At 69.4% G+C, this 24,483-nt stretch carries 21 protein-coding genes; 13 read left to right on the top strand and 8 right to left on the bottom strand.

Features of this window, described 5'->3' with window-relative positions:
- The first annotated feature begins 17 nt into the window (after window positions 1–17).
- The gene (locus ACZ3HV_RS15155) at window positions 18–929 is read left to right on the top strand and encodes a DUF2785 domain-containing protein (protein WP_465684623.1); all 912 of its coding nucleotides are present in this window, start codon (window positions 18–20) and stop codon (window positions 927–929) included.
- On the opposite strand, the gene ACZ3HV_RS15150 is transcribed toward ACZ3HV_RS15155, so the two are convergent.
- The gene (locus tag ACZ3HV_RS15150; protein ID WP_465684621.1) at window positions 913–1,890 is read right to left on the bottom strand and encodes an endonuclease/exonuclease/phosphatase family protein; all 978 of its coding nucleotides are present in this window, start codon (window positions 1,888–1,890) and stop codon (window positions 913–915) included. The two genes, ACZ3HV_RS15155 and ACZ3HV_RS15150, sit on opposite strands and share 17 nt — an antisense overlap.
- Window positions 1,891–1,973: 83 nt before the next feature.
- On the opposite strand from ACZ3HV_RS15150, the gene ACZ3HV_RS15145 reads away from it, so the two are divergent.
- From ACZ3HV_RS15145 to ACZ3HV_RS15135, 3 genes are all read left to right on the top strand, one after another.
- Window positions 1,974–2,255, top strand: coding sequence for a DUF3311 domain-containing protein (locus tag ACZ3HV_RS15145; protein ID WP_465684619.1), 282 nt, complete (start codon window positions 1,974–1,976; stop codon window positions 2,253–2,255).
- Window positions 2,252–3,907 (top strand): monocarboxylate uptake permease MctP, encoded by a 1,656-nt coding sequence (mctP, locus tag ACZ3HV_RS15140; RefSeq protein WP_465684617.1) that lies wholly within the window; start codon window positions 2,252–2,254, stop codon window positions 3,905–3,907. The genes ACZ3HV_RS15145 and mctP overlap by 4 nt, the downstream gene beginning before the upstream one ends.
- A gap of 126 nt (window positions 3,908–4,033) precedes the next feature.
- Window positions 4,034–4,660, top strand: coding sequence for a DUF5317 family protein (locus ACZ3HV_RS15135; RefSeq protein WP_465684615.1), 627 nt, complete (start codon window positions 4,034–4,036; stop codon window positions 4,658–4,660).
- Here ACZ3HV_RS15135 and ACZ3HV_RS15130 read toward each other — a convergent pair.
- Both ACZ3HV_RS15130 and ACZ3HV_RS15125 read right to left on the bottom strand, forming a co-directional pair.
- Window positions 4,622–5,863: an HD-GYP domain-containing protein gene (locus ACZ3HV_RS15130; protein WP_465684613.1), complete on the bottom strand. Its 1,242-nt coding sequence runs from the start codon at window positions 5,861–5,863 to the stop codon at window positions 4,622–4,624. The two genes, ACZ3HV_RS15135 and ACZ3HV_RS15130, sit on opposite strands and share 39 nt — an antisense overlap.
- 32 nt (window positions 5,864–5,895) lie before the next feature.
- Complete coding sequence (locus tag ACZ3HV_RS15125) at window positions 5,896–7,248, bottom strand: HD-GYP domain-containing protein (RefSeq protein WP_465684611.1); 1,353 nt, start codon at window positions 7,246–7,248, stop codon at window positions 5,896–5,898.
- 261 nt (window positions 7,249–7,509) lie between these two features.
- On the opposite strand from ACZ3HV_RS15125, the gene ACZ3HV_RS15120 reads away from it, so the two are divergent.
- Both ACZ3HV_RS15120 and ACZ3HV_RS15115 read left to right on the top strand, forming a co-directional pair.
- Complete coding sequence (locus ACZ3HV_RS15120; protein ID WP_369759046.1) at window positions 7,510–7,584, top strand: 50S ribosomal protein bL37; 75 nt, start codon at window positions 7,510–7,512, stop codon at window positions 7,582–7,584.
- Between the two features lie 347 nt (window positions 7,585–7,931).
- Complete coding sequence (locus ACZ3HV_RS15115; RefSeq protein WP_465684609.1) at window positions 7,932–10,454, top strand: ATP-binding protein; 2,523 nt, start codon at window positions 7,932–7,934, stop codon at window positions 10,452–10,454.
- 3 nt (window positions 10,455–10,457) lie between these two features.
- On the opposite strand, the gene rsrA is transcribed toward ACZ3HV_RS15115, so the two are convergent.
- From rsrA to ACZ3HV_RS15090, 5 genes are all read right to left on the bottom strand, one after another.
- Complete coding sequence (rsrA, locus tag ACZ3HV_RS15110; RefSeq protein ID WP_360365277.1) at window positions 10,458–10,733, bottom strand: mycothiol system anti-sigma-R factor; 276 nt, start codon at window positions 10,731–10,733, stop codon at window positions 10,458–10,460.
- The gene (locus ACZ3HV_RS15105) at window positions 10,730–11,359 is read right to left on the bottom strand and encodes a sigma-70 family RNA polymerase sigma factor (protein WP_465684607.1); all 630 of its coding nucleotides are present in this window, start codon (window positions 11,357–11,359) and stop codon (window positions 10,730–10,732) included. The genes rsrA and ACZ3HV_RS15105 overlap by 4 nt, the downstream gene beginning before the upstream one ends.
- A gap of 127 nt (window positions 11,360–11,486) precedes the next feature.
- Window positions 11,487–12,128 carry an alpha/beta hydrolase family protein gene (locus ACZ3HV_RS15100; RefSeq protein ID WP_465684605.1) on the bottom strand — a complete coding sequence of 214 codons (642 nt, stop codon included), beginning with the start codon at window positions 12,126–12,128 and terminating at the stop codon, window positions 11,487–11,489.
- A 38-nt stretch (window positions 12,129–12,166) separates the two neighbouring features.
- Window positions 12,167–12,967, bottom strand: a complete 801-nt coding sequence (locus ACZ3HV_RS15095; RefSeq protein WP_465684603.1) for an SOS response-associated peptidase — start codon at window positions 12,965–12,967, stop codon at window positions 12,167–12,169.
- A 118-nt stretch (window positions 12,968–13,085) separates the two neighbouring features.
- A complete protein-coding gene (locus tag ACZ3HV_RS15090; RefSeq protein ID WP_465684601.1) occupies window positions 13,086–13,904 on the bottom strand; it encodes a hypothetical protein in 819 nt (272 codons plus the stop codon).
- 278 nt (window positions 13,905–14,182) lie between these two features.
- Between ACZ3HV_RS15090 and ACZ3HV_RS15085 the strand changes: the two genes are divergently transcribed.
- From ACZ3HV_RS15085 to ACZ3HV_RS15055, 7 genes are all read left to right on the top strand, one after another.
- On the top strand, window positions 14,183–16,450 hold the full coding sequence (locus tag ACZ3HV_RS15085; protein WP_465684599.1) for a sigma-70 family RNA polymerase sigma factor: 2,268 nt from the start codon (window positions 14,183–14,185) through the stop codon (window positions 16,448–16,450).
- 264 nt (window positions 16,451–16,714) lie between these two features.
- The gene (gene aspS / locus ACZ3HV_RS15080; protein ID WP_465684597.1) at window positions 16,715–18,004 is read left to right on the top strand and encodes an aspartate--tRNA(Asn) ligase; all 1,290 of its coding nucleotides are present in this window, start codon (window positions 16,715–16,717) and stop codon (window positions 18,002–18,004) included.
- Window positions 18,001–18,873, top strand: coding sequence for a phosphotransferase family protein (locus ACZ3HV_RS15075; RefSeq protein ID WP_465684595.1), 873 nt, complete (start codon window positions 18,001–18,003; stop codon window positions 18,871–18,873). The genes aspS and ACZ3HV_RS15075 overlap by 4 nt, the downstream gene beginning before the upstream one ends.
- A 7-nt stretch (window positions 18,874–18,880) precedes the next feature.
- Window positions 18,881–20,131 carry an ArgE/DapE family deacylase gene (locus ACZ3HV_RS15070; protein WP_465684593.1) on the top strand — a complete coding sequence of 417 codons (1,251 nt, stop codon included), beginning with the start codon at window positions 18,881–18,883 and terminating at the stop codon, window positions 20,129–20,131.
- 16 nt (window positions 20,132–20,147) lie between these two features.
- A complete protein-coding gene (locus ACZ3HV_RS15065; RefSeq protein WP_465684591.1) occupies window positions 20,148–22,745 on the top strand; it encodes an ATP-binding protein in 2,598 nt (865 codons plus the stop codon).
- Window positions 22,746–22,871: 126 nt separating this feature from the next.
- Window positions 22,872–23,591 (top strand): alpha/beta fold hydrolase, encoded by a 720-nt coding sequence (locus ACZ3HV_RS15060; protein ID WP_465684589.1) that lies wholly within the window; start codon window positions 22,872–22,874, stop codon window positions 23,589–23,591.
- Entirely contained in the window at window positions 23,588–24,367 is a 780-nt protein-coding gene (locus tag ACZ3HV_RS15055; protein WP_465684587.1) for an alpha/beta fold hydrolase, read from the top strand. Before ACZ3HV_RS15060 ends, ACZ3HV_RS15055 begins: the two co-directional genes overlap by 4 nt.
- The last annotated feature ends 116 nt before the right edge of the window (window positions 24,368–24,483 follow it).

Below are 24,483 nucleotides of genomic sequence, written 5' to 3'. Positions count from 1 at the left end.
GATGAAAGGATGCTTGGGTGGAGTCGTCGACGTACTGGCAGGACGTGATGGCCGCGGACTACGCGGTGCCGCACGACCGCGCCCTCACCGACCTCACCGAGGAGCTCGTCCGCGGCCTCGCCAGCACCAACCCGCAGGTCCGCGACGCGCTCGCCTACCCGACGCTCGCGACCTGGCTGGAGCGCGGGGTGTACGACGATCTGCTGCCGGGGTTCGGGGACGGTCTGTGCGCCGGGCTGAACTACGGACTCGGTGAGGACGGCACCGACACGGTCTTCCGCCGGTCGTTCACGGCACTGACGCTGGCCGAGGTGATCCACCGCGACAACGCCGAGTTCCTGGTGCACGACGAGGTGGTGATGCGCTGGGGCGACCGGCTGGCCACCTGGCTGCTGCGCGAGCGTGACCTGCGCGGGTTCGTACCGGACTGCGGCTGGGCGCATGCCGTTGCCCACGGCGCCGATGCGATCGGTGCCCTGGCCCGCTCCCGGCACTGCGACGCCGGCGTACTGCGCGCGTTGCTCGACGTCCTCGCGGACCGGATCGTCAAGGATACGCCGTACCGCTGGGTGCACGAGGAGCACGACCGCGTCGCGCACGCCGTGATGACGATCCTGCACCGGAACATGCTGACCAGTGACGAGCTCGAGCGCTGGCTCAAGCCGATCGCGGCGACCGCGGCCCAGCAGCCGTTGATGCACGAGACGCTGCCGGAGTGGCCGACACCCTCGGTGTTCAACGCCCGCGGCGTTCTGCACGTGTTGCTGAGCCAGCTCGCGATCGGTGTGAAGGGCTTCCCGATCCCCGGCGACGACGACCTGTTCGGCCGGCCGATCGAGGCCCGCGCCGACCTGCTGCTGATGCTGACCGAATCGGTCCAGGCCTCGCAGCCATACATCTACCGCCCCGCCACTAACCCCCAGTCGTAGGTACGGCGACCGTCGCCACGACGGCTCGGTGATCGGTGCCCGCGATCGCGTACGTCGTGAACCCGGCCGGCTGGAACTGCCGGGTCACCACCACATGGTCGATCTGGGTCCGCACCACCGCCGGCTGATCGGACGGCCAGGTCCCCACCAGTCCATCGCCCACCGTCGGCGCCACGCTGCGGCAGTTGCCGCCCAGCGCGTGCCGGAACTCCGCGTGATCGAGGGTCGCGTTGAAGTCGCCGGCCACGATCGTCGGCGGATCCTCGGAGCACCATTGCCGCAGCACCTGGAGGTCCTGCTTCCAGGTGGTCACCGCGTCCGGCAGCGGCGGGAACCCGTGGTACGCGATCAGGCGGATGTCACCGAGCGTGCCACCGGTCACGACGATGTGACCGAACGCCGTACCGTCCTCCGCGTCGAACACCACCGCGCCGAGCGACGACGACACCAGCACACTGGTCGCACTCTCCACCGCCTTGGCCGGCTGGGTCGTGTACCCGTGGTAATCAAGGCCCTGCAGGTGCGCGCGGATCTCCTCCCGGACGTCGACCTGTGCCTCGGGCAACGAAACCAGGTCCGGGTGACGCTCCCGGATCACCTGGGCCACGTCCCCGGCGTCCGCCCCGCCGCCGAGCACGTTGGCCACCATGATCGTCAGCACCCGGGACCCCGCCGGCGCGGGCCGCGCGTCGGAGAACTTCCGCGGCGCAGTCAGCGCTCCCCCGGTCAGCGCCAGGACGGCGACGAGCGCGGCCGCGATCCGCCAGCCCCGCCGGATCAGCATCAGCAGCGCCAGCAGCAGGACCACGGCCAGCCCCTGCGGCCGGAACGCGACCAGCTGGGCGAACGGGGTGACCTCGTCCAGCCCGAGCAGCTCCGGATACAACGCAACGGCAACGACCGCGACGAACAACACGGACAGGACGACCCGCCGGATGAACCATGCGCGTTCGTTATCCATGAACCACCCTGAAGATCTAGTCCCGTGTGGGTACGAACGGTAGCGTGCTCCGTTGCGCCTGCTACGTCCCGAGGAGGTTTGCAGTGTTCCGATTGTCCGCGGTCAGACCCGCGTACTGGATCTCCGGCGTCCTGCTGGCGGTCGCGATCGTCGTACCGCTCCTGGTCTCCACCTACGCCAAGGACGCGCCCCGCCTGTGGGGCTTCCCGTTCTTCTACTGGTACCAGCTGCTGTGGGTCTTCATCTCGGCCGCGCTGGTGAGTGTCTGCTACCGGCTGGTGAGCCGGGAGGAACGCAGGCGGCGGGCGGAGCAGGGGCTTGGTGACCCTGACAACCCGGGTGCGGCGAAGGAGGCGGGCCGGTGAACACCTCTGTCGACTGGGTCCAGCTCATCATCGTCGTCGTCATCTTCGGCGCGGTCACCGCGATGGGCTTCATGGCCGCGCGCTGGCGCAACTCCGGCTCGATGGACAGCCTGGACGAATGGGGTCTGGGCGGTCGTGGGTTCGGAACCTTCATCACCTGGTTCCTGCTCGGTGGCGACCTCTACACCGCCTACACCTTCATCGCCGTCCCGGCCGCGATGTACGCGACCGGCGCGATCAGCGGCTTCTTCGCGGTGCCGTACACGATCGTGGTCTACCCGATCATCTTCATCTTCATGTCCCGGCTCTGGTCGGTCTCGCACCGCAACGGCTACGTGACCCCGGCGGACTTCGTCGGCGGCCGGTACGGCAGCCGCGCGCTGTCGCTGGCGGTCGCGGTCACCGGCATCCTGGCGACGATGCCGTACATCGCCCTGCAGCTGGTCGGTATGCAGGCCGTGTTCGAGACGATGGGCCTCGGCGGCGACAACGTGCTGGCCAAGGACATCCCGCTGCTGATCGCGTTCGCGGTGCTGGCGGCGTACACCTACTCGTCGGGCCTGCGGGCGCCGGCGATGATCGCGTTCGTCAAGGACGGCCTGATCTACCTGGTGATCGCGGTGGCGATCTTCTACCTGCCGCACGTGCTCGGCGGGTGGGACGCGATCTTCGGTGCCGCCGAGGAGAAGCTGACCAAGACCAACCCGGCCACCGGCAAGCCGGTCGGTGCGTTCATCCCCGGTGAGGCGGGCTTCTCGTCGTACTGGACGCTGGCACTGGGATCCGCGATGGCGCTGTTCATGTACCCGCACTCGGTGACCGCGGTGCTGTCGACCAAGAACCGCAACATCGTCCGGCGGAACGCCGCGATCCTGCCGGCGTACTCGCTGCTGCTCGGCCTGCTCGCGTTGCTCGGCTTCATGGCGATCAAGGCGAACGTGAACACGAAGGGCCTGGACGGGATCACGAACCCACAGCTGGCGATCCCGCGGCTGTTCGACCAGGAGTTCCCCTCCTGGTTCGCCGGCATCGCCTTCGCGGCGATCGCGGTCGGTGCACTGGTGCCGGCGGCAATCATGTCGATCGCGGCGGCGAACCTGTTCACCCGCAACATCTACCGCGACTTCATCAAACGCGACGCCACCCCGGCGCAGGAGGCGAAGGTCTCCAAGCTGGCGTCGCTGGCGGTGAAGCTGGGCGCGCTGGCGTTCGTGCTCACGCTGGACAAGACGCTCGCGCTGAACTTCCAGCTGCTGGGCGGGATCTGGATCCTGCAGACCTTCCCGGCGATCGTGGTCGGCCTCTACACCCGGTGGTTCCACCGCTGGGCGCTGCTGGCCGGCTGGGCGGTGGCGATGGTGTTCGGCACGGTCGAGGCCTACAACGTGGTCAACCCGGCGACGAAGAAACACTTCGGCGGCTCGCTGGCGAACATCCCGTTCACCGATACGCCGGTCTACATCGCGCTGACCGCGTTCGGGCTCAACCTGATCGTGGTGATCGTGCTGACGGTGGTATTCCGGGCGCTCAAGGTGCCGGACGGAGTGGACACCACGCACTCGACGGACTACGTCGCCGACCAGGGCGACCCGGGCGTGAAGGACCTGCCCGAGCTCCTCGACGAGGGCGGTGCGGCCCCGGCCAAGTCGTAGTCGTCGCCGCACAGCTGACGGCGGTCCTTCCTGGTGAAGGGCCGCCGTCACCTTTTGCCGCCAAGTCGACACGCTGCGGGGTCAGCTTGCCCGGATTCGGGCCGCCGGCGCGGCAGAATCGCCAGGGTGCTGCTGGTCCTCCTCGTCATGGTGCTCGCCGCCGCCGCGGCACTCGCGACCGGTGGACGGTTCGGACGGCTGGCCGGCAACTCGCTGGCCGGCGTGCACTGGCTGGCAGCGGCCGCGATCGGCCAGCTCCTCGGCTCCCGCTTCGGCGGTACGGCGTACCCGGTCGGGCTGATCGGGTCGGCGGTCTGCATCGCCGTGTTCCTCCGGCTGAACCTCCGTCACCCTGGCGTCGGGCTGCTCGCTCTTGGGTTCTTCAGCAACGCTCTTGTGGTCGCGGTGAACGGCGCCATGCCGGTGGCGGTCGATGCGCTGATCCGCGCGGGCGTCGGCGATGCGGTGGTCAGCGATCCGCGCCACGAACTGGCCGACGCCACGACCCGGCTTCCCTGGCTGGGAGACGTCGTACCGGTGGCTCTGCCGGGCTTCGGACAGGCTGTCAGCCCTGGCGACGTACTGATCGCGGCCGGGGCCGCATTGCTCCTGTACGCCGGAATGGGCGGATCGGGCCGGGTCCCGGTGGAGATTGCGCCGAGGTGGGACGAACTCGAGCCCTGTGCCGGCACTCCGGCGTTGTTGCGGTTGTCCTCAGAAGCGGAAGCCGCGGCCGATCACGCGGCGGAGTGACTCGACCACGACCGGGTCGTACTCCGCACCGATCCCGAGGCCGATCGACTCCATCGCCTTGGCCGGCGACTGTCCGTTCCCCTCGCCGACCAGCTGTTCGTAGGCCAGGGCAACGTTGACGATTCCGCTCTCCACCGGGATGTCGGCGTTGTTCGCCCGGCCGTGCCGGTAGGGATCGTTGGAGTGCCGGACGATCTCCGCCACGTGGTCCAGCACACCCGACCGCTCGATCACCGAAGCCCCGATCGCTGCCGCCCGTTGCCGCTCCTCCCGGGTCCGCAAGAGCGAAGCGCCACCTGGACTCGGATCCGCCAAGGCCAACTGGCCGACGCCGGACAGCAAGGCGGCGTACTCCAACGCCTCCATGCGCGCCGGGGTCAGCCCCAGGTCGTATCCCAACGCCACCGCGAGCTGGGCCGTCCGCGCGTTCTGCCCCGGGCTGCTGAAGCCGGCGATCTCCGTACTGCGGGCCATCGAGCGCACCGTGGTCCGATACGTCCGTTGCGCCGACGCGAAGCGCCTGAAGGCGAACTGCGTCAGGAACAGCGGTACGACGACGAGTGGTGGTCCCCAGAGGCCGAGCAGCGACGTACCGATGGCCAGCAGGATCCCACTGATCGCCATGGCCATCCCGATCCGCGCAGCGACGGCGGTCTCGTCCCGCAGTGCGGCCGGGAACGGCTGGTTGAACCTCTCGGTCGCCTGCCCCGCCCCGATCAGCGAGTCCATTCCCATCGCCGTGAGGACCGCGAGGAGCATCGCACCGGTCAGCGAGATGGCCGCGCCCCACGAGGTGTCCCAGTAGAGGTCGGACGGCGTCACCGCCGCGAACACGGCGGCCGCTCCCGCCACCGAGAGCACGCGCCGCGACGACACAACCAGATCCCACCGCAACCCAGCCAGCATCCGCGGCAGCACCCCGGCCAGCGTGGCCAGGCCGGTGACCGCGATGACCTGGGCGACATCGGGAGGAATCCCGACCTCCGGCGGCCGCAGCAGCGCATACCCCAGGGCGGCGCTGGTGGCGATCGGGGCGCGGTTCCGGCTCCGATCCACCCGGAACTGGATCATTTCGCCAATCGCGACCAGGAGGCCGAAGGTCAGCGCGTACGGCCACTCCGTGACGCCGCGGCGGACCGTGATGGCGAGCGACGCGAGTCCCAGCACCCCGCCGGCGACCACGACAACGATGCCACTGCCCATCCGCCGCTCATCGGATGCTTCAACGCTGACCATCAGGCGTCCGGTCCGGCGGCCGAACCGGACGCGCCGCCGGCGCTGCCGAGGCTGAGGTCGTCGTGATCGATCGTGGCGCGCACGCTGCCGTCGGGAGCCGGCTGATCGGCCGCGGCGGCCTTCCAGCCGTGCTTGCGGATCACCTCGACGAACGCGTCGACGAGCTGCGGGTCGAAGTGGGTGTAGCGGTCCTGCAACAGGATCTGCAGGGTCTCCTCGACACCGCGGGCCGGCCGGTAGGAGCGGGTCGAGGTGAGACAGTCGAAGGCGTCCACGATGCCGATGATCCGGGCGAAGTACGGGATGTTCTCGCCGGCCAGGCCGGCCGGGTAGCCGGTGCCGTCGTACTTCTCGTGATGGTGCAGAACCGCGGACTTCACTTCTTCCAGGAACGGGATGTTCCCGATCAGCTCGACACCTCTGGCCGGGTGCAGCCGGATCGCATCCATCTCGGAGTCGTCGAGCCGGCCGGGCTTCTGGATGATTCTGGTCGGCACTCCGACCTTCCCGACGTCGTGCAGCAGTCCGGCGTGCTCCAGGGCGAGCTGGCGGTCGTCGTTGAGGTGGATGTGACGCCCGAGCATGCCCACGCCCGCACTCACCCGCTCCGAGTGACCGCGGGTGTACAGGTCCTTGGTCTCGATGACCTCGATGAAGGCACGCATGGTCGCTGCCTGGGCGTTGCGTTCCGCTTCGTACAGCGACAGAGCCCAGCGGGCGACCACCAGCGGTACGACGACCAGGAACACCGCGACGATGCCCAGACCACCGATCCAGACCACGGCGAGCAGAACGCCGAGCAGCCCGTAGCCGGTCATCGGGATCGCGGTGGGCGCAGCCGCCTTCCGCAGGAAGGTCAGCGGCGGCGTGCCACCACGATCGAGCCACAGCACCAAACACATCAGGGCGGCGTTCACCGAGAGCCAGGTCACAATGGCCGCGAACCCGGAAACCGTTGCCTGTCCCGGCGCGTCCAACACGGCGTCACCACGAACACCGCCGGTATGGACGTACACGAGGCCGGCAGCAGCAGCGCACAGAACCGCCTGTGCGCCGTTGAAAACCCGTCGCATCAACGGCACGCGACGGTCTTGGGTCAGGGGAAGCAGAATGGCGACAACGACCGTTGCCGCAGGCCCGGACAACAGGAGGAGGGCGATACAGACCACGTGGTCGAGGACGGCCTTCACAGGTCCGACCTTGGAACGAAGCAGTACACCCACCAGCAACAACAGACCCAGTGCCACGGTCGGCACGTCGAGCCTGGTTTTGAACAACGCCACGGCAAGCACCAGCGTGGCGACAGCTGTGCTGATCGCCACCGTCAGACGGAGCGGCCAGCGGCTGTTCACCCGTGAACTCTAACCTTCACCACTCCCAACCGTCACTACTGAACACGTCAGGTCACCTCCGATCAGCGGTCGCGGTCTTGTTCCCTGGTGTGGTCAAGGAACAGGGGGGCAGACAGCACATCGCTGACTCGTCATGATTTTGCCTTATCAGGCGCGCCGCGAAACACTGTAAGCCAGACCGTGACCCGCCGCACGACGCGAAGTGCTGGGCATGGTATGAGAGACTGTGACTCTTTGCAGTTGTTTCAAGGAGGCTTAGGAATGGGCAAGACCGGCCGCAAGCGCCGCGCACGCAAGAAGAAGGGCGCAAACCACGGTAAGCGCCCGAACGCCTGACGGCAGGCGACTACGCAAAGCGAGGACCCCGGCAAAAGCCGGGGTCTTTGCAATTTGGTCACATCTGGCACCAGACCAGCTTTACCTGAGGTCTCGTATTCGGAGAGTCTCCGGCCGCATACTGAATGCTAGTTTCAAACAAGCGTTGGGTATTCGGGCCGATCCTCGCGGTCGCCGTCGATGCCGGTCAGCTGAACCGGTCCAGACGTCCGCCCCTGAACCGCTGCAGTGCGGTGCCGATCACAGCCGGTGTGGACAACCTCTGCGGCCGGTCGGTGGATCCTCCTACAGTTAGGCCCGATGTCCCGCACCGACCGTAGCCGGGTGGGGTCCTAGGAGTGAGGGAGGTGGGTGGGCTGTCCACCGCGAGCTTGGGCGAACTGCTGCGCGGGTTCCGGGCCAAGGCCGGGCTCACCCAAGCGGCCCTGGCCGAAAAGGCGGGGCTGAGCGAGCAGGCGATCAGTGTGCTCGAGCGCGGCACCCGGAGCCGGCCGCGGATGGACACCATCCGGTCACTGACCGTTGCCCTCGGCCTGAGCACGGTCGAGGCCGAGGAGTTCCTGGCCGTTGCCCGCGGCAAGAGCCGCAAGCCCCGGGCGCTCCCGTCGGCCCCGGATGCGACGCCCGCGAGCGACGCGATGCCGATGCCATGGCAACTACCTCCGGCCGTCCCGGACTTCACCGGCAGAATTGCTCAGATCGAGGCAATTCTCTCGGTGCTACGCGTTTCCGCCGGCGTGACGACGAGCGACGCCGTCGGCCTGGTCACCGTGACCGGCATGGGCGGCATCGGCAAGACGGCACTCGCCGTGCAGGCCGCGCACAAGCTGGCCGGCAGCTACCCCGACGGCCATCTCTATCTCAACCTCCGTGGCTATGGCCCGGGCAAGCCGATGACGGCCGGCGACGCGTTGCGCCAGTTGCTCCGCTCGCTCGGTCTCGACGCTCAGCTGATCCCCGACGGCGTCGAGGAAACCGCCGCCTTGCTGCGATCCCAGCTCGCCGGTCGCCGGGTGCTGATGCTCCTCGACAACGCCGCCGACGTCGCGCACGTGCTGCCGTTGCTCCCCGGAAGCCCCGGGTCGGCGGCGATCATCACCAGCCGCGGTTCGCTGGCGACGCTGGCCGGCGCACGCCAGATCCGTCTCGACACCCTGTCGGCGTCGGAGTCGGTCGAGCTGCTTACCGGGGTCATCGGTCAGTCCCGGGTCGCCGCCGAGCCGGACGCCGCCGAGATCCTTGCCTCCTTCACCGGTCGCCTGCCGTTGGCCGTGCGACTGATCGGTGGCCGGCTCGCGGCCCGCCCGTCGTGGCCGATCCAGCATCTCGTCGATCTCCTCCACGACGAGGGGCGCCGGCTCGACAGCCTTGGCTCGGACGATTCCGGCGTACGCTCCAACATCGCGAGCTCCGTGCGTTTTCTGGAGTCGAGTGATCGCGAGCTGGATCGCGAGGCCGCGCGGGCACTGCCGTTGCTCAGTGTTCCCGACGGATCCGATCTGCTCACCGTTGTGGCCGCCCACCTGCTCGACCTCCCGGTCCGCCGGGCCGACGCGATCCTCGAACGCCTCGTCGACCTCAACCTGCTCGAGTCCGTCGCCCCCGAGCGATACCGCTTCCACGACCTCATCCGCGCGTACGCCCGCGAACAGGCCGACCTCTCCCTCACCCCGGCTGATCGCGACGCCGGCCTGGAACGCGTCCTGCGCTTCTACATCGGCTTCGCCTGGGCATGCCAGGCGAAGACACATCCGGCCAGCCCGCGGCTCGCGCTGGCGACGGTCACCTTCACGCCGCCTCCGGTGATCTCGGACGCGGAGTCCGCGCTGAGCTGGCTCGACGCCGAGCAGCGAAATCTGATGGATCGCTACACCCAGGCGACCGCCACGTCGCTGTCCGGATCGGCGTTGTTCCCAGAGCTCGTCCTGTCGCTGTTCGGTTTCCACGAGTCCCGATCGCGGTGGGTGGAGATGCGCGAGATGGGGCTTGGCGCGGCCGACCTCGCCGGCCGGCTCGGCCTGCGGACGATGGCCGCCTGGCTGGAGCACGACAGCGGCATTCCCGAAGTGGAGAACGGAAGTCTCGAGGTCGGCGCCGACCATCTGCTCAAGGCCCTCGGGATGTTCCGCGCGCTCGGGGACCGACCTGGTCAGGCACGCGCGGCAACCTCGGTGACGCACGTGCTCGGCCGGCTGGATCGAGTCGCCGAAGCGCTCGAGTTCGGCACCGAAGCACTGCGGCTCAGCCAGGAGCTCGGCGAGCCGACCGTCGAGGGGGTCTCGTACGTCGCCCTCGGTGGACTGTACGACCGCAACGGCGACTACGCGCTCGCCGACGAGGCCTTCCGGCACGGGATCGCGCTCGCGGAGCGCTCGGGTGACATTCGGTCGGTCGGCAAGAGATACCTCAACATCGGCTTCTCGCATCTGCTCGTCGGGCGTTCCCAGGACGCGATCGAGCCGTTGCACCAGAGCATCGAAGCAGGAAAGCGCTCACGCAACGACGATCTGCAATCGCAAGGCTGGCAATGCCTGGCCGCCGTGTACGCAAGTCAGGGGCATTACCGCAAAGCGCACGAATGCATCGAAGAAGGCATCCAATTGGTGCGCCTGCTCGGAAATCGGCTGCGCGAAGGATGCTTCCTGCTCGAACACGGCAAAGTCAGCGCCGCGGCCGGCGATTCGGCCGCCGCGGCCCAGTACCTGCGGTCCGCGGTCGCCGTCCTGCAGGGCATCTCACCACATTTCGAGGCGGCGGCCGTGGACCTGCTCGAGGTCGTCGAACAGGGCCAGAAGTACACCTACAGCTTTGACGACTCGCAGGTCACCGGGCGGATCGCCCGGACCACGAATTCGACGACGACCGGCTAGAAGTCAGTCGGTGGTGATGGTGGTTTCCACCTGGATTTGGGTCAGGCGGAGGAGGATTTTCTGGCGGAGCGCGTCGGGGGCGTGGTCGGAACCGCAGGAGCGGTGGACCAGCTTCTTGACGCAGCGTTCCAGATCGTATTGGTCCAGGCAGGGGGCGCACTCTTCGAGGTGCTGCCGGATCTCGTCCGTGGTGGCGTCTTCGAGTTCGTTGTCGATGAAGACGTAGACCCGCTGCAGGATCTCGCTGCAGTCGACGTCGTGGTGCTCGCCGCAGCTCACGACTCCTCCTTCTCCGCGGTCGCGTCGGTGCTCTCGTCCGACGTGGGGATCAGGCCACGATCCCGGGCGTAGTCGCCCAGCAGCTCACGCAACTGGCGCCGGCCCCGGTGCAGCCGCGACATCACGGTGCCCACCGGCGTACCCATGATGTCGGCGATCTCCTTGTACGCAAAGCCCTCGACATCGGCCAGGTAGACGGCCAGGCGGAAGTCCTCCGGGATGGACTGGAGGGCTTCCTTGATGTCGGAATCGGGCAGGTGCTCGAGGGCGACGGCCTCGGCCGACTTCAGGCCGCCGGGAGTGTGCGACTCGGCGGCGGTGAGCTGCCAGTCCTCGATCTCCTCGGTCGGTGACTGCGTCGGCTGGCGCTGCCGCTTGCGGTATCCGTTGATGAACGTGTTCGTCAGGATCCGGTACAGCCACGCCTTCAGGTTGGTGCCCGGCGTGAACTGGTGGAACGAGCTGTACGCCTTCGCGAAGGTGTCCTGCACCAGGTCTTCGGCGTCTGACGGATTACGGGTCATCCGCATCGCCGCGGCGTACATCTGGTCCAGGAACGGCAGCGCCTCGCGCTCGAAGCGCGCGGTCCGCTGCTCGGGTGTCTCGGTGGTGGTGGGAGTCGGCATCGTGATCGAGAATACCGGGGTCTTCCCAGCTGTCCTCGCCGGAGCCTCTCTCGTCGCCATCATGTTCGTCACAACACGCCCCGCGACCGGGCCATTCCCGCTCACGGACGGGTTCAGCGGCTGACCACTATCCGGACACCTCGCGGCTGACCCATTCGAACACAGCTTCGACCAGCAGGTCGTAGGTCTCCTGCTGATCCAGCTCCGCGCGCTTCGGCACCTTGAAGGAGTGGTCGCCGTCCGGTACGACGGCCATCTCGGTGAGCGGCGGGAATTCCTCGGGCGTCCCGAACGGATCCCGCTCCCCCTGGACCACCAGGGTCGGCAGCCCGGCCGCCTGCAACTCCCCCACGCGCGACTTCTCCGGCTTGCCCGGCGCGTGCAGCGGGAACGACAACGCGAGTACGCCGGACGCCCCCAGGCTGCTCGCGGTCCGGCAGGCCACCCGGGCGCCCGCACTGCGGCCACCGATCACCAGTGGCGTGCGGACCCGCAGCTGGCCGATGATCGCGATCCAGGCCTCGTCGAGGATCTTCGGCGCCGGCGCGAGCTTCTTCCCGGCGCGGCGCCAGGGCTGCTCGATCAGGAACACGTTGATGTCCTGCTTCGGCAGCCGGGCGGCCAGCGCGACCAGGTCACCGGACTCGATCCCGGCCCCGGCGCCATGACCGAGGGCCAGCGTCGCCACCGGCCGCCGGGCCCGATGCGCCACGATCCGGGCCTCACCGTGCGGCGTCCCCACAATCCGTTCGTCGGTCACCCGCCCCATCCTGTCATCCGGACAGGTAAGAGGTGGGCGCGAAACGGTCAGAAGAGGGTGGTCTCCTCGGGAGCGGGTGGTTTGTCGATCGGGTCCACGCCGTCGGGCGGTAGTGGGTCGAGGAGGTGGGGGCCGTTGTTCTTCACGGAGCTGACGGCCTTCGAGACGGCGTACGCCTCCAAGCGGCCGGGCGCTGCGGGGACCAACAGCTCGAGCAGATCGTCAGGATCCGACGACAGCGGGTCGAGCCAGGCGTCGTACCGCTCGCGCTCGACCAGGAGCGGCATCCGGTCATGGATGCGGCCGAGGTCGTCGGTGGCCGTGGTGGTCAGGACGGTGCAGGTCCACAGCCAGGCCTCGTCCTTGTCCGGGTCCTCGACCGACTTGTCGCGCCAGATCTCGTACAGCCCGGCCATCGCGAGGACGCCGCCGTCGGCCGGGTGGATGAAGTACGGCTGCTTGACCGGCTTGCCGTTCACCTTCTCCTCGGCCGTGTACCACTCGAAATAGCCGTCGGCCGGCAGGATGCAGCGCCGGGTGGCGAACGCCTTCTTGAAGGCCGGCTTCTCCGCGACCGTCTCCATCCGCGCGTTGATCAGCCGGTTCCCGATCGAGGTGTCCTTGGCCCACGACGGGACCAGCCCCCACTTGACCGTGGTCAGCTTGCGGATCGTCTCGTCGGGGACCTCGCGGTTCTTCCGCTCGACCACCGCGATCACCTGATCGGTCGGCGCGACGTTGTAGTTGTCCGGTAGTTCCTCGACGGACTCGCGGACGTTGCCCGCCTCGATCTCGAACTCCACGACGAGGTCCGACGGGTCCCGGCTGGATGCATACCTACCGCACATGCCATCCAGACTAGAGGCGACGACGGACAAGCGGCGACGGATCGCCTACCCCGTGATAGGCGATCCGCCGCCAGCTGATGCGTCCGGGCACCCCCCTGTTGGCGTCCGGACGCAGGTCCTAAGGTCTGGCCAGTTCGTCGAGAACCCTCCCCGCCATCGCGTCGGTCGAGGGCAGTCCTTCGATCCAGATCCGGGCCAGCTGGGGTACGTCGGTGTCCAGCCGCCACTGCGTGATCAGCGCTCGTACCGTCGCGACCTGCTCCGGCAGGTTCGGCTCGCGGCCGACGAGCGCCGCCGCGCGGCGTGAGCCGACGCGGCCCAGTACGTCACCGCCGCAGAAGACGATCCGCAGGCACTCCGCCACGTCGACCAGCCGGAGCTCGCGGTCGAACGGCGTCGTCCCCGGGGGATTGAGCGGCTCGACAACCACCAGTGCGTGGGTCTGCGGTACGGAAGTGCCACGGAACTCCGCCTCTCGATAGAGCTCGCCGAGCCGGGATCGCAGGTGCGCCAGGCTGGACAGCCCGGTCAGCGGGTCCTCGCAGGACAGCGAATGCAGGTAGACCAGGGAGGCCTCGGCCCAGCTGGAACTGAGTGCGCGTACCGCCTCGAAGGCCGGCTCGCCCCCGGCGATCGCGCGGTACAACGCACTCAGCCCATCAAGTGCCTCCATCAGTGAGACCCCGTCGGCCGCCAGCCGGCGTCCGACCTCGTCCGATGCAGGCACGACATCGGCCCCGTCCCGCAGCGCCTCGGCAATCGCGAGATAGGCGCTGTGATCGGTGCTGGGGCCAGCTGTGCCGTGCGGCTCCCTCCGTTCGCACGGTTGATCTGGAGACGACGCCTCCGGCCGGTTCCGGGCGGGCGACCCCGCCAGGTTCAGGGACTTGGCTGGACGCAGGTCGAGCCGTCGGCGGAGATCCGCGAACAGCGACATGGCCCTCCTCGAATAGCCCCGTCAGTCTCCCGACCGGTCGGCCGGAAGCGTCGTTCGGAGGTGAGACAGGCCGTGACGCAGTTCATGACGCGGATTCGCAGAACTTTTTTCGCGTAACTTCCGGGCTGGTGCTCTCGTCAGGAAAGGAGCACGATTCCGCGTCAGGAAACGTGCGCGGAGCCGTCCCACGTGGGAGCCTTGTCCTCGGCAACTATGTGACGGACCGTGACAGGGTCGGGTACGGACCGTACGGGCAGTCGGGACACACGGGGAGACAGATGGAGACGCCGGAAGGGCCGAGCGACGCCGAATTGATCGCGCGCGTCCGCAACGGCGACCTCGAGGCGTACGGCGAGCTCTTCGGCCGCCATCACCACGCGGCCGAGCGGATGGCCCGCCAGCTGGTCCCGGCCAACGACGCCGACGACCTGGCCAGTGACGCGTTCGCCAAGGTGCTGGACGCACTCCGCGCCGGCGGCGGTCCGGACATCTCCTTCCGCGCGTACCTGCTGACGACGGTACGGCGGGTGCACGTCGACCGGATCCGGTCCGGCCGGAAGGTGACGGCCACCGACGACATCGCGGCGTACGAGCGGGAGCCGGAGACCTTCGACGACCCGACCGTGACCGGGTTCGAGAGCGGCGCGGCGGCCAAGGCGTTCGCGAGCCTGCCCGAGCGCTGGCAGGCCGTGCTCTGGCACACCGAGGTCGAGGGTGAGAAGCCGGCCGCGATCGCTCCGCTGCTCGGCCTGACCGCGAACGGCGTGTCCGCGCTGGCCTACCGCGCCCGCGAAGGTCTGCGGCAGGCGTACCTGCAGCAGCACCTGGCCGACGTCGCCGGGGACCGCTGCCGCTGGACGACCGAGCGCCTCGGCGCCTACGTCCGCGGCGGCCTGACCAAGCGCGAGAACCGCAACGTTCGTGAGCACCTGGACGACTGCGCGAAGTGCACCGCGGTCTACCTCGAGCTCGTCGAGGTCAACAGTGCGCTGCCGGCGCTGCTCGCCCCGGCCCTGCTGGGCACCGCGGGCCTCGGCTACCTGGCCGCCGCGTCCGGCGCGAAGGTCGGCCTGGTCGGCTTCGTCGCCGCCGGCTGGAAGAAGGTCACCGAGAACAGCACCCGGTCGGCGATCGGCGCCGGAGCGGTCGTGGTCGTCGCGGTTGCCGCCGTCCTGGCGGCGATGGCGCTGACCGGCAACGACACTCCCCCGGCGGCGATCAACAAGCCCCCGGCGCAACAGCCGACGCAGCCGCCGGGCCAGCAACCGACACAGCCGCCGACGGTGCCGCCGGTCAAGCCGCCGACGGTCAAACCGCCGTCCACGCAGCCGACGACCGCTCCGACCACCGCGCCAACCACTGCGCCGACGACCGAGCCGACCCAGCCGGCGGCGACGCCGACCCCGACGGCCGAACCGACCCCGACACCGACGGAGCCGACCCCGACGCCACCGTTGCCGACGACACCGATCCTGGACGAGGGCCTGCTGACGATCACCATGCCGAGCGGCGGCGGCGCCCCGAGCGACCGGGCCGGCGGCTCGGAGGCCACGGCGGGGATGCGCTTCGTCCTCACGATCAAGGTCCCGGACGGCAACGCCGACCCGGTCACGATCGGACTGAAGTTCGGCAGGGCGCTGGGGTGGCCGCTGACCGGCAACCCCAGCGGCTGGACCTGTAATCAGGCGGCCCACACCTGTACGGCGACCAACCCGGCGGCGCCGGCGGCGATGCCAGTGACGTTCGACACCCCGACCGGTGGATCGGCTGCCGACCGCACCTTCACCGTCTCGGCCAAGACCGGCCGGCTGTACGACGACGACTCGGAGACGCTGACCGCTCCCCCGCGGACCGACGAGAACCTGCTGAAGATCCTCGACGGCAAGGCCGATCCGGACGTCCACCACCGCATCCTGACCGTTGCCCCCGGCTCGGACCGGGCCAGTGCCACGCTGAAGATCAGCTACGGCTCGGCGCTGGAGTGGCCGATCGCCGCGAACCCGGCCGGCTGGAAGTGCTCGGCCGAGACCAAGACCTGTACGGCGCTGACCCCGACGCGACCGGCTCCGCTTCCGGCCGACTTCGCCGTACCATCCGACGGCTCGGCCGCGGCCAGGACCTTCACGGTGGCCGCGACGGCCGGGCTGGTGAGTGACACCGACTCTGAGGTGCTGCCGGGGATCCAGCAGGACGAGTCGCTGCTGCAGATCATCACGCCGACCCCGCAGACCGATCCGAACCCGTTCGTCTACAACCGGTTCCTGAAGGTCAACGGAGTGTCGAACCAGCGCGTGACGCTGGACATCTCGTGGGGTCGCAACCTGTCCTTCCTGTCCGCGCTGGACAAGGGGTGGACCTGCTCGCGGTCGACCGACGTCCGGCGGGCGACCTGCTGGACGGACAACTACCGCACGCCGTTCAACTCCGAGTGGACCGCGTGGTTGCCCGGCACCGGCACGAACAACCAGATCACCGTGCACGCTCAGGTCGGCGGCCGGGAGGACACCGACTCCGTGCAGATCCCGCCGTCGGACTCCCGCCGGTAAACCCGGTTGCCCAGACACGGCCTTGCTCTATTCTGGAGCTGTTCGCGCTGACGGAACCGAGTAGCGCCGTACGCCACGTCCGAGAGAGTCGCCGGTTGCTGTGAAGGCGGCACGTGGAGCGGTCGCGAAGACACTCCCGAGCGAATGCATGGCAAGAGGCCGGACCTGGGCACGCGCCCGATCCGGTGAAGGTGTGGTGGCACCGCGAGATCCCCTTCGCCCACACCTCCGGGGTACGAGAGACAACCTGGAGGTGAAACAGCGATGCGCATTCTCAACCATGAGATCCCCTCAGCAGTAGGCCGAACCGTCACGGTGGCCGGCTGGGTGCACCGAAGACGACGGCTCGCCGCCGTCAGTTTCCTGATCCTGCGCGACCGGTCCGGCCTGAGCCAGATCGTCGTGAAGGCTCCCGAAACCCAAGCACAGCTGGACGAGCTCGGCGAGGAGACCGTGGTCCAGGTGACCGGTACGGTCGCCGCCAACCCGCAGGCTCCCGGTGGTGCGGAAATCGTCGACCCGGTGATCGAGCCGCTGACCGAGCCGGCCGCGACCCCGCCGATCGAGCTCTGGCGACCCACGGTCGGCGCCGGGCTGCCCGTCGTACTGGACAACGCGCCGGTCGCGTTGCGGCATCCGGCGGTGCGAGCCGGGTGGGAGATCGCCGCGGCCGCCCTGCACGGGTTCCGTTCTGCTGTGGACGGTCAGGGCTTCACCGAGATCCAGACGCCGAAGATCGTCGGTACGGCGACGGAGTCGGGAGCCAACGTGTTCGCGCTGGACTACTTCGGTGGCCCGGCGTACCTGGCGCAGTCGCCGCAGTTCTACAAGCAGACGATGGTCGGGGTGTTCGAGCGGGTCTTCGAGGTCGGTCCGGTGTTCCGGGCCGAGCCGCACGACACGGTCCGGCACCTGGCCGAGTACGTCTCGCTGGACGCGGAGTTCGGCTTCATCCAGGACCATCGCGACGTACTCGCGGTCCTGCGGTCGACCATCGCCGGGATGCTGGCCGCGGTCGGCGAACGGGCCGGTGGCGCGCTCGAGCGGCTCGGGGTGGAGTTGCCCGAGATCCCGGTCGACGTACCGGTCGTGCACTTCAGCGAGGCGCTGAAGATCGCCGGTGCGAACCCGGACGAGCCCGACCTGGCGCCGGCCGACGAGCGTGCGATCGGCGAGTGGGCGCTGCGCGAGCACGGCAGCGACTTCGTCGCGGTCGAGGGATATCCGATGGTGAAGCGGCCGTTCTACACGCATCCGCAGCCGTCGGACCCGCGCTGGTCGAACTCGTTCGACCTGCTGTTCCGCGGCGTGGAGCTCGTCACGGGTGGGCAACGTCTGCACCGCTACAGCGACTATGTCGCGGCGTTGGAGGCGCGAGGTGAATCGGGGGACGCTCCGGCGTACAGCTCGTACTTGCAGGCGTTCAAGCACGGGATGCCGCCGCACGGCGGGTTCGCGATCGGGCTCGAACGGTTCGTGGCGCGGTTGACCAAGGCCGAGAACGTCCGCGAGGTCACGCTGTTCCCCCGCGACCTGCACCGCCTGACGCCGTGACGGACACCACCGCGTCGGTTGTCGCCGAGCTGAACGTTGCCTTAGGCACCGAATATCGGCTGGTGCGGGAGCTGGCCGGTGGTTTCCAGTCCAGTGCGTACGAGCTCACCGACGGCGCGGCCCGGGTTGTCCTCAAGTGGAGCGACAACCCGGGCTGGGCCCCGCGGGTCCGGCGGGCAGCCGAACTCGTCCGCCGGGCCCGGGTCGTCGGCTACCCGACCCCGGAGTGGCTCGCGGTCGGGACGACCGCAGCCGGATCGCCGTACCAGCTGCAGGACTTCGTCCCCGGCAGCGCGGTCCGCGACGGGTCCGCGGTCGACGAGCACCTCGCCCGCGAGCTGATCGCGATCTGCGAGACGCAGCGGGACCTCGTCCCGGAGGACGAGACGAACTGGTCGGCGTGGGCCGCCGGGGTCGTCTTCGACGGCTGGGACGGGGTGTGGGCGCGGGTCCGCGAGTATGGCGGCGAGGAGACCGAGATGCTCGAGCGGTACGACGCGCTGTGCCGGCCGTACCGTGGTCACGCGCTGCCGAGCGACGATCTGGTGCATGGGGATCTCAATGTCGGCAACCTGATTGTCGACAATGGGCGGATCGCCGGGATCATCGACATCGAGGCGGCGGGTGGCGGGTCGCGCGCGTACGACCTGGTCTCGCTGGCGACCTCGGCGGCGCGGGACGGTGCACCGGACGGGATCGACGAGGTGTTCTTGGAGGCCGCGCTGCGGGCGGGTGGCCGGGCGGCGGTCGCGGTGTGCGCGGCGGCGGCGTACGTGAGTATCGCGGAGTTCGTCCACACCCGCTCGAAGGGCTCACCGGTCCTGATCCTGCACGGGGCCCGGCGGGTGCTCGAACTGCTCGATGCATGATGTGCGCATGCTGAGTGAGGTGGAGCGGGCGGTTCTCGCGGCGGTGGACGATGAGCGGATCGTCGAGGAGCTGCGGGAGCTGGTGCGGATTCCGAGTGTCGACGGGACGGCCGCCGAGACCGACGTACAGGCGTGGTGTGCGGAGCGGTTGGCGGCGCTTGGTCTGATTGTCGACAACTGGCGGGTCGACATTCCTACGCTGGCGGCTGACCCGGAGTTCCCCGGGATGGAGGTCGCGCGGGACGAGATCTCGGGTTGTGTCGGCGTGCTCGGTGGGGGCGGGACGCCGGGGCTGATCCTCAACGGGCATGTGGATGTTGTGCCGCCGGGTGGGGTGTGGCCCGATGGCGATCCGTTCTCGGCGCGGGTCGAGGACGGGGTGATGTGGGGTCGCGGCACGTGTGACATGAAGGGTGGCGTCGCCGCGATCCTCGGCGCGGTGGCGGCGATCGTTGCTGCAGGCATCCAACTGCGGAAGCCGCTGGCGGTGCACACGGTGGTCGGCGAGGAGGACGGTGGCGTCGGGGCGTTCGCGACGTTGCGCCGCGGGCATGGCGGTGATGCGTGCCTGATCGCGGAGCCGACCGCGAGGTGCGCGATCCCGGCCAACTCCGGATCGCTGACGTTCCGGCTGGAGGTGCCGGGACTGGCGACGCACGGCTCGACGCGGAGTCGTGGGGTGAGCGCGATCGAGAAGTTCGTGCTGATCCAGGAGGCGCTGCAGGCGCTCGAGGTCTCCCGCAACCGCGATCCCCATCCGTTGCTGACCCATCTCGATCTGCCCAACCCGCTGTCTGTCGGCACGGTGCAAGCCGGCGACTGGGCCAGCACCGTGCCGGATCTGCTGATCGCCGAGGGCAGGTACGGCGTACGCCTCGGGGAACCGCTCGCCGATGCACGTGCGGCCTTCGAGTCCGCGATCGCCGATGCCTGCGCGAAGGACGACTGGCTCCGCGGCCACCCGGTCGCGGTGACCTGGCCGGGTGGTGAGTTCGCGTCGGGTCTGCTGCCCGATGGCGATCCGTTGCTCGCACAAACCTTGGCGGCCGCGACTGACGCGGGTGCTGCGACACCTGAGGTCAAGGGAGCGCCGTACGGGTCGGACCTCCGGCTGTACGCCGCCGCCGGCATCCCGACGTTGCAGTACGGCCCCGGTGATGTCCGTTACGCCCACGCCACGGACGAACACGTCGTCCTCGCCGAGGTTCTGCACGCCGCCCGCACGTACGCCCTGCTGGCCGTCCGTCGCTGCCTCTGAGTGATACAAATCCACCATGGCGCCGTTGCGGGGACGTTCCAGCGAGCTCGGGCGGCTGCTGGAAGCGCTGCGAGCGGCCGCCGACGGGACCGCCGCGCTGGCCGTTGTCACCGGTGAGCCGGGCATCGGCAAGTCCGCCCTGCTCGCCGCTGCCGTCGAGCAGGCCGAACGCCACGGCTTCCTGATCGCCACGGCGGCAGCACACCAGGCCGACAACATCAGCCCGCTCGCTTCCCTCGCACCAGCCCTCCGCGCCGGCCGGCACCCCCTGATCGACACCGAGCACTTCCTGGAGCTAGCCGCGCTCAACTCCCAGCCGCTCTGGCTGGCCGAACGCCTCGCCGACCTCATCGGCCGCCGCCTCGACGGCGTCCCCGCGCTGATCGTGCTGGACGACGCCCAGTGGTCCGACCCGCTCACCGCCTTCGTCCTGCAGGTTGTCGTCGCCCGGCTGGCCAACTCCAAGCTGCTCTGGCTTGTCGCGACCCGGCCGGCTCCTGGCGGCGTGACCGACCAGCTGACCGATGCCGTCCGGACACAGGTCCCGGTCCATGCCATCGACCTCGCTCCGCTCTCCGCTGACGCCATCCAGGACATCGCCACGGATCTGCTGGCCGGTCCGGTCGACTCCGCGCTCGCCGTGCAGTTGGACGGCGTGCAGGGCATCCCGTTCCTCGCCGAGCAGCTCATCGCCGGGCTGTACCTCGGCAGCGGCTCCCACGAGACCGGTCCGCTGCCGACCGGCCTGGTGGAAGGCGTACGGCGTCGTACGAGCGGGCTGTCCGAGGTCAGCCGCACCCTGGTCCGGACGGCGGCGGTCTTCGGCAGCGAGTTCCGCCTGGAGGACGTCGCCATACTGATGAACGAGCCCGTCGCCAGACTGGCCGAACCACTCGACGAAGCGATCCAGGCCGCACTGCTGACCGATGCAGGCGCCGAACTGCGGTTCCGCCACGAGCTACTGCGGTCGGCCGCGCTGGCCGACGTACCGCCGTCCGCCCAGCGCGCCCTGCACGGCGCCATCGCCGACCAGCTCCTGTCCAAGGGTCGTGGGGCGGCGGCGGCTGCACCGCACGTTCTGGCGGTGGCGCAACCGGGTGACACGGCAGCCATCACCACCCTGCGCGAGGCGGCCCGCGATCTCCTCGCGACCATGTCGACCACTGCCGCCGAAGTCATCCAGGAGGCGTTCGACCTCACGCCGGTCGACGAGCCGCTGCGCGCCGAGGTCGGCGAGGAGGTGGTCAGCATCCTCCTCAAGGCCTGGCAGTACGACCGGGCCAAGGCCTTCGCCGACGACCTGCTCAGCGGGAACGCCCTCTACCTCGGACCGATCACACCGGACCTGCGGGCCGTCGTCCGCCTCCACCTCACGCCCCGCCAGTGGTCCATCGCGCAACTGGACCCGACCGACCTCGCCGTCCCTGGAGCCGCACCACACCTGGCCGAACGCCTGGCGGCCTACCGCGCACTGGCCGGCGTGGAGCCTGCTGGCACACCCGAGGACCCGATAGCGCGTGCGGTACTGCAGGTGGCCGCGGCAGAATGCGCGCGAGCGGCGGGCAAGTACGCGGAGGCCCGCGATCTGTACGTCGCCGCGCGGCAGGTGACACCGGGTCTGGGCAGCCTGCCGGCGACTCTGGTCGAGGTGGGCGAGCTCTACTGCCGGGCGGAGACCGATGAACTGCCGCAGGCGCTGCAGCGGGCGCGCGAGCTGCTGACCGGTGGTGACTCATTCGCCGCACCGCTGCTGGCGGTGCTCGCGGCTCGGCTGGAGTACGTCGCGGGGAACCTGCAGGAGGCCGAGAACGCCGCCAGTGCTGGACTGCGCTGGATGAGCCAGGTCCACGACAACACGTTGGCGCCGGTGGCGCATCAGGTGCTCGCGCTGATCGCCCTCCTCCGTGGCCGGCTCGCCCACGCACGGGAGCTCGCGGGCCACGATCCGACGATCAATGCGTTGCTTGCCATCGCCGACGGCGATACCAGGGCCGGCGGGCGGCTGCGCGACGTACCGCAGGACTTCCCGGCGCGGATCGACGTACTCGTCCAAGCCCGGGCCGCGGACCTGCTGGCGGAGCAGGTGGCGGCCAGTCCGTCGGCCGCGTTCCGTGGAGCGTCGGATCTGGTGGCTGCGGGCAACGATCTGAAACTCCTGACCGCAGCGACCGAACTGCTCCGCACAGCGCACCGACCGCTGCTGCTTGCGCGAGCCGAGGAGGTCTACGGCCGGGCGGAGCTGGAGTCCGGCGATCGCACAACCGGAGTCGCCACCCTGGAACACGCGCTCGATTCCCTGACGGCACTCGGCGCGACGGCGCCCGCCGGCCGGATCCAGGCCGTGCTCCAGGCGAACGGCGTACGACGACGCCGCTGGGCCGCCGTACCACCGCGAGCCCAGGACGGCTGGGAGGCGCTGACGCCGATGGAGCGCCGGGTCGCGCTGCTGGTCGCCGAGGGGCACACGAACCGGTCGGCAGCCGAGGAGCTCGTCGTCTCCGCGAGTACGGTCGGCACTCATCTGCGGTCCGCGTTCGGCAAGCTCGGAGTGAACTCGCGGGTGCAGCTCACCCGCCTGGTGCTGGAGCGCTTCGCCTCTCCCCCGAACAGATGAGATTTGGGTGCACCACCGCACCCGGCGGCTCGAAAGCACCGTGACAAGTTCGGGTGTTCGGTCGATCCGGCGGATCGGGCCCAAGCGGTTTCCTTCTAGCAAGCCAACTGAAGGAGATCGAGAAAGATGAGTGAGAAGACCCCCACCGTCGTTCTGGTGCACGGTGCGTTCGCGGAGAACTCGAGCTGGGCCGGAGTGATCGCCGAGCTGACCAGCCGCGGTATCCCGGCCATCGCCGTCGCCAACGAGCTGCGCGGCGCCGCCCTCGACGGCAGCCGGGTCGCGGCCCAGGTCGGCGAGATCGACGGCCCGGTCGTCCTGGTCGGGCACTCGTACGGCGGTGCCGTGATCACCGCCGCCGCGAACCAGGCCGACAACGTGACCGCACTGGTGTACGTCGCCGCCTTCCTCCCCGACGAGGGCGAGAGCCTGCAGGATCTGCTCGGCAGCTTCCCCGCCAACGACTTCGCCTCCGGCCTGGTGCCGCACACCCTGCCGACCGGCGACGCTGGCGAGGAGACGTACCTCAGCATCGCACTGGACAAGTTCCGCGCCCTGTTCGCCGCCGACGTCGAGGACGCGGAGATCCTGAGCCGGACGCAGCGACCGATCGCCGCCGCGGCGTTCGGCGAGAAGGCCGGTACGGCGAGCTGGAAGCGGCTGCCCGTCTACGACCTGGTCGCCACCGGCGACGAGGCGATCCACCCCGAGGGGCAGCGCACGATGGCCGCCCGCGCGAAGGCCACCACGATCGAGGTCGACGGCTCGCACGCGGTCGCCGTCTCCCAGCCCAAGGCCGTCGCCGACTTCATCGCGAGCGCTGTCGAGGCAGGTGCGACCCGATGAAGCTCCGCCACCTCGGCGCTCTCGTCGCCGCCGCCGCACTCCTGCTGACGGGCGCGACCACCGCGACCGCTCAGACCGAGCACGAGCAGAAGCCGACCATCGTCCTCCTGCACGGCGCGTTCGCCGACGGAGCCAGCTGGTCCGAGGTGACCAGCCGGCTCCAGCGGGACGGATACCAGGTCGTGGCCCCCGCCGTACCGCTCCGCGCGATTGCGGCCGACACGGCGTACCTGACAGGTGTCCTGAACGGCATCCCAGGCCCGAAGGTCCTCGTCGGTCACTCGTACGGCGGTGCGCTGGTCAGCCAGCTCGCCGGGACCAGCGGGGTCAAGTCGCTCGTGTACGTGGCGGCGTTCATCCCGCAGGCCGGTGAAACGCTCGGCGCACTGAACTCGAAGTACCCGGGCAGCGAGATCGGACCGGACACCACCAACGCGATCAGCTATCCCGGTGGCGTCGACCTCGTGATGAAGCCGGAGTCGTTCCGGCAGGTCTTCGCAGCCGACCTGCCCGCCCGGCAGGCCGCCGTACTCGGCGCGTCCCAGCGCCCGGTCAACGCGGCAGTCTTCGACGAGCCGATCGCGAAGACAGCCCCCGCCGGACTCCCGGAGTACGCCGTGATCCCGACCGGGGACCATGCCATCGCCCCGGCCGCCGAACGCTTCATGGCCGATCGCGCGCACGCCACCACGGTCGAGATCTCCGGTGCCTCCCACCTGGTAGCACTGTCCCACCCGAAGGCAGTGGCCACGCTGATCGAACAAGCCGCCCGCTGAACCCCACGTCGGGGGGGGGGGGGCAAGAGGGGCGGGCGACATCGGTTCCGTGGGGGGGCGGGGCGGCGAGGGGCTAGAAAGTATCGAATACGTTTACCGAATGGGCGTGGGACGGT

This window comes from Kribbella sp. NPDC020701, assembly GCF_055562215.1.
The sequence above is the reverse complement of the archived record's forward strand: the minus strand, read 5'-3'. Positions and strand labels throughout refer to the sequence as shown.

Bases quoted from the DNA above. Each gene is read 5' to 3' on its own strand.
- ACZ3HV_RS15150 (WP_465684621.1), bottom strand. From the start codon at position 1,890: ATGGATAACGAACGCGCATGGTTCATCCGGCGGGTCGTCCTGTCCGTG.
- ACZ3HV_RS15130 (WP_465684613.1), bottom strand. From the start codon at position 5,863: ATGGGCAGTGGCATCGTTGTCGTGGTCGCCGGCGGGGTGCTGGGACTC.
- ACZ3HV_RS15105 (WP_465684607.1), bottom strand. From the start codon at position 11,359: ATGCCGACTCCCACCACCACCGAGACACCCGAGCAGCGGACCGCGCGC.
- ACZ3HV_RS15100 (WP_465684605.1), bottom strand. From the start codon at position 12,128: ATGGGGCGGGTGACCGACGAACGGATTGTGGGGACGCCGCACGGTGAG.
- ACZ3HV_RS15095 (WP_465684603.1), bottom strand. From the start codon at position 12,967: ATGTGCGGTAGGTATGCATCCAGCCGGGACCCGTCGGACCTCGTCGTG.
- ACZ3HV_RS15090 (WP_465684601.1), bottom strand. From the start codon at position 13,904: ATGTCGCTGTTCGCGGATCTCCGCCGACGGCTCGACCTGCGTCCAGCC.
- ACZ3HV_RS15085 (WP_465684599.1), top strand. From the start codon at position 14,183: ATGGAGACGCCGGAAGGGCCGAGCGACGCCGAATTGATCGCGCGCGTC.
- aspS (WP_465684597.1), top strand. From the start codon at position 16,715: ATGCGCATTCTCAACCATGAGATCCCCTCAGCAGTAGGCCGAACCGTC.
- ACZ3HV_RS15070 (WP_465684593.1), top strand. From the start codon at position 18,881: ATGCTGAGTGAGGTGGAGCGGGCGGTTCTCGCGGCGGTGGACGATGAG.
- ACZ3HV_RS15065 (WP_465684591.1), top strand. From the start codon at position 20,148: ATGGCGCCGTTGCGGGGACGTTCCAGCGAGCTCGGGCGGCTGCTGGAA.
- ACZ3HV_RS15060 (WP_465684589.1), top strand. From the start codon at position 22,872: ATGAGTGAGAAGACCCCCACCGTCGTTCTGGTGCACGGTGCGTTCGCG.
- ACZ3HV_RS15055 (WP_465684587.1), top strand. From the start codon at position 23,588: ATGAAGCTCCGCCACCTCGGCGCTCTCGTCGCCGCCGCCGCACTCCTG.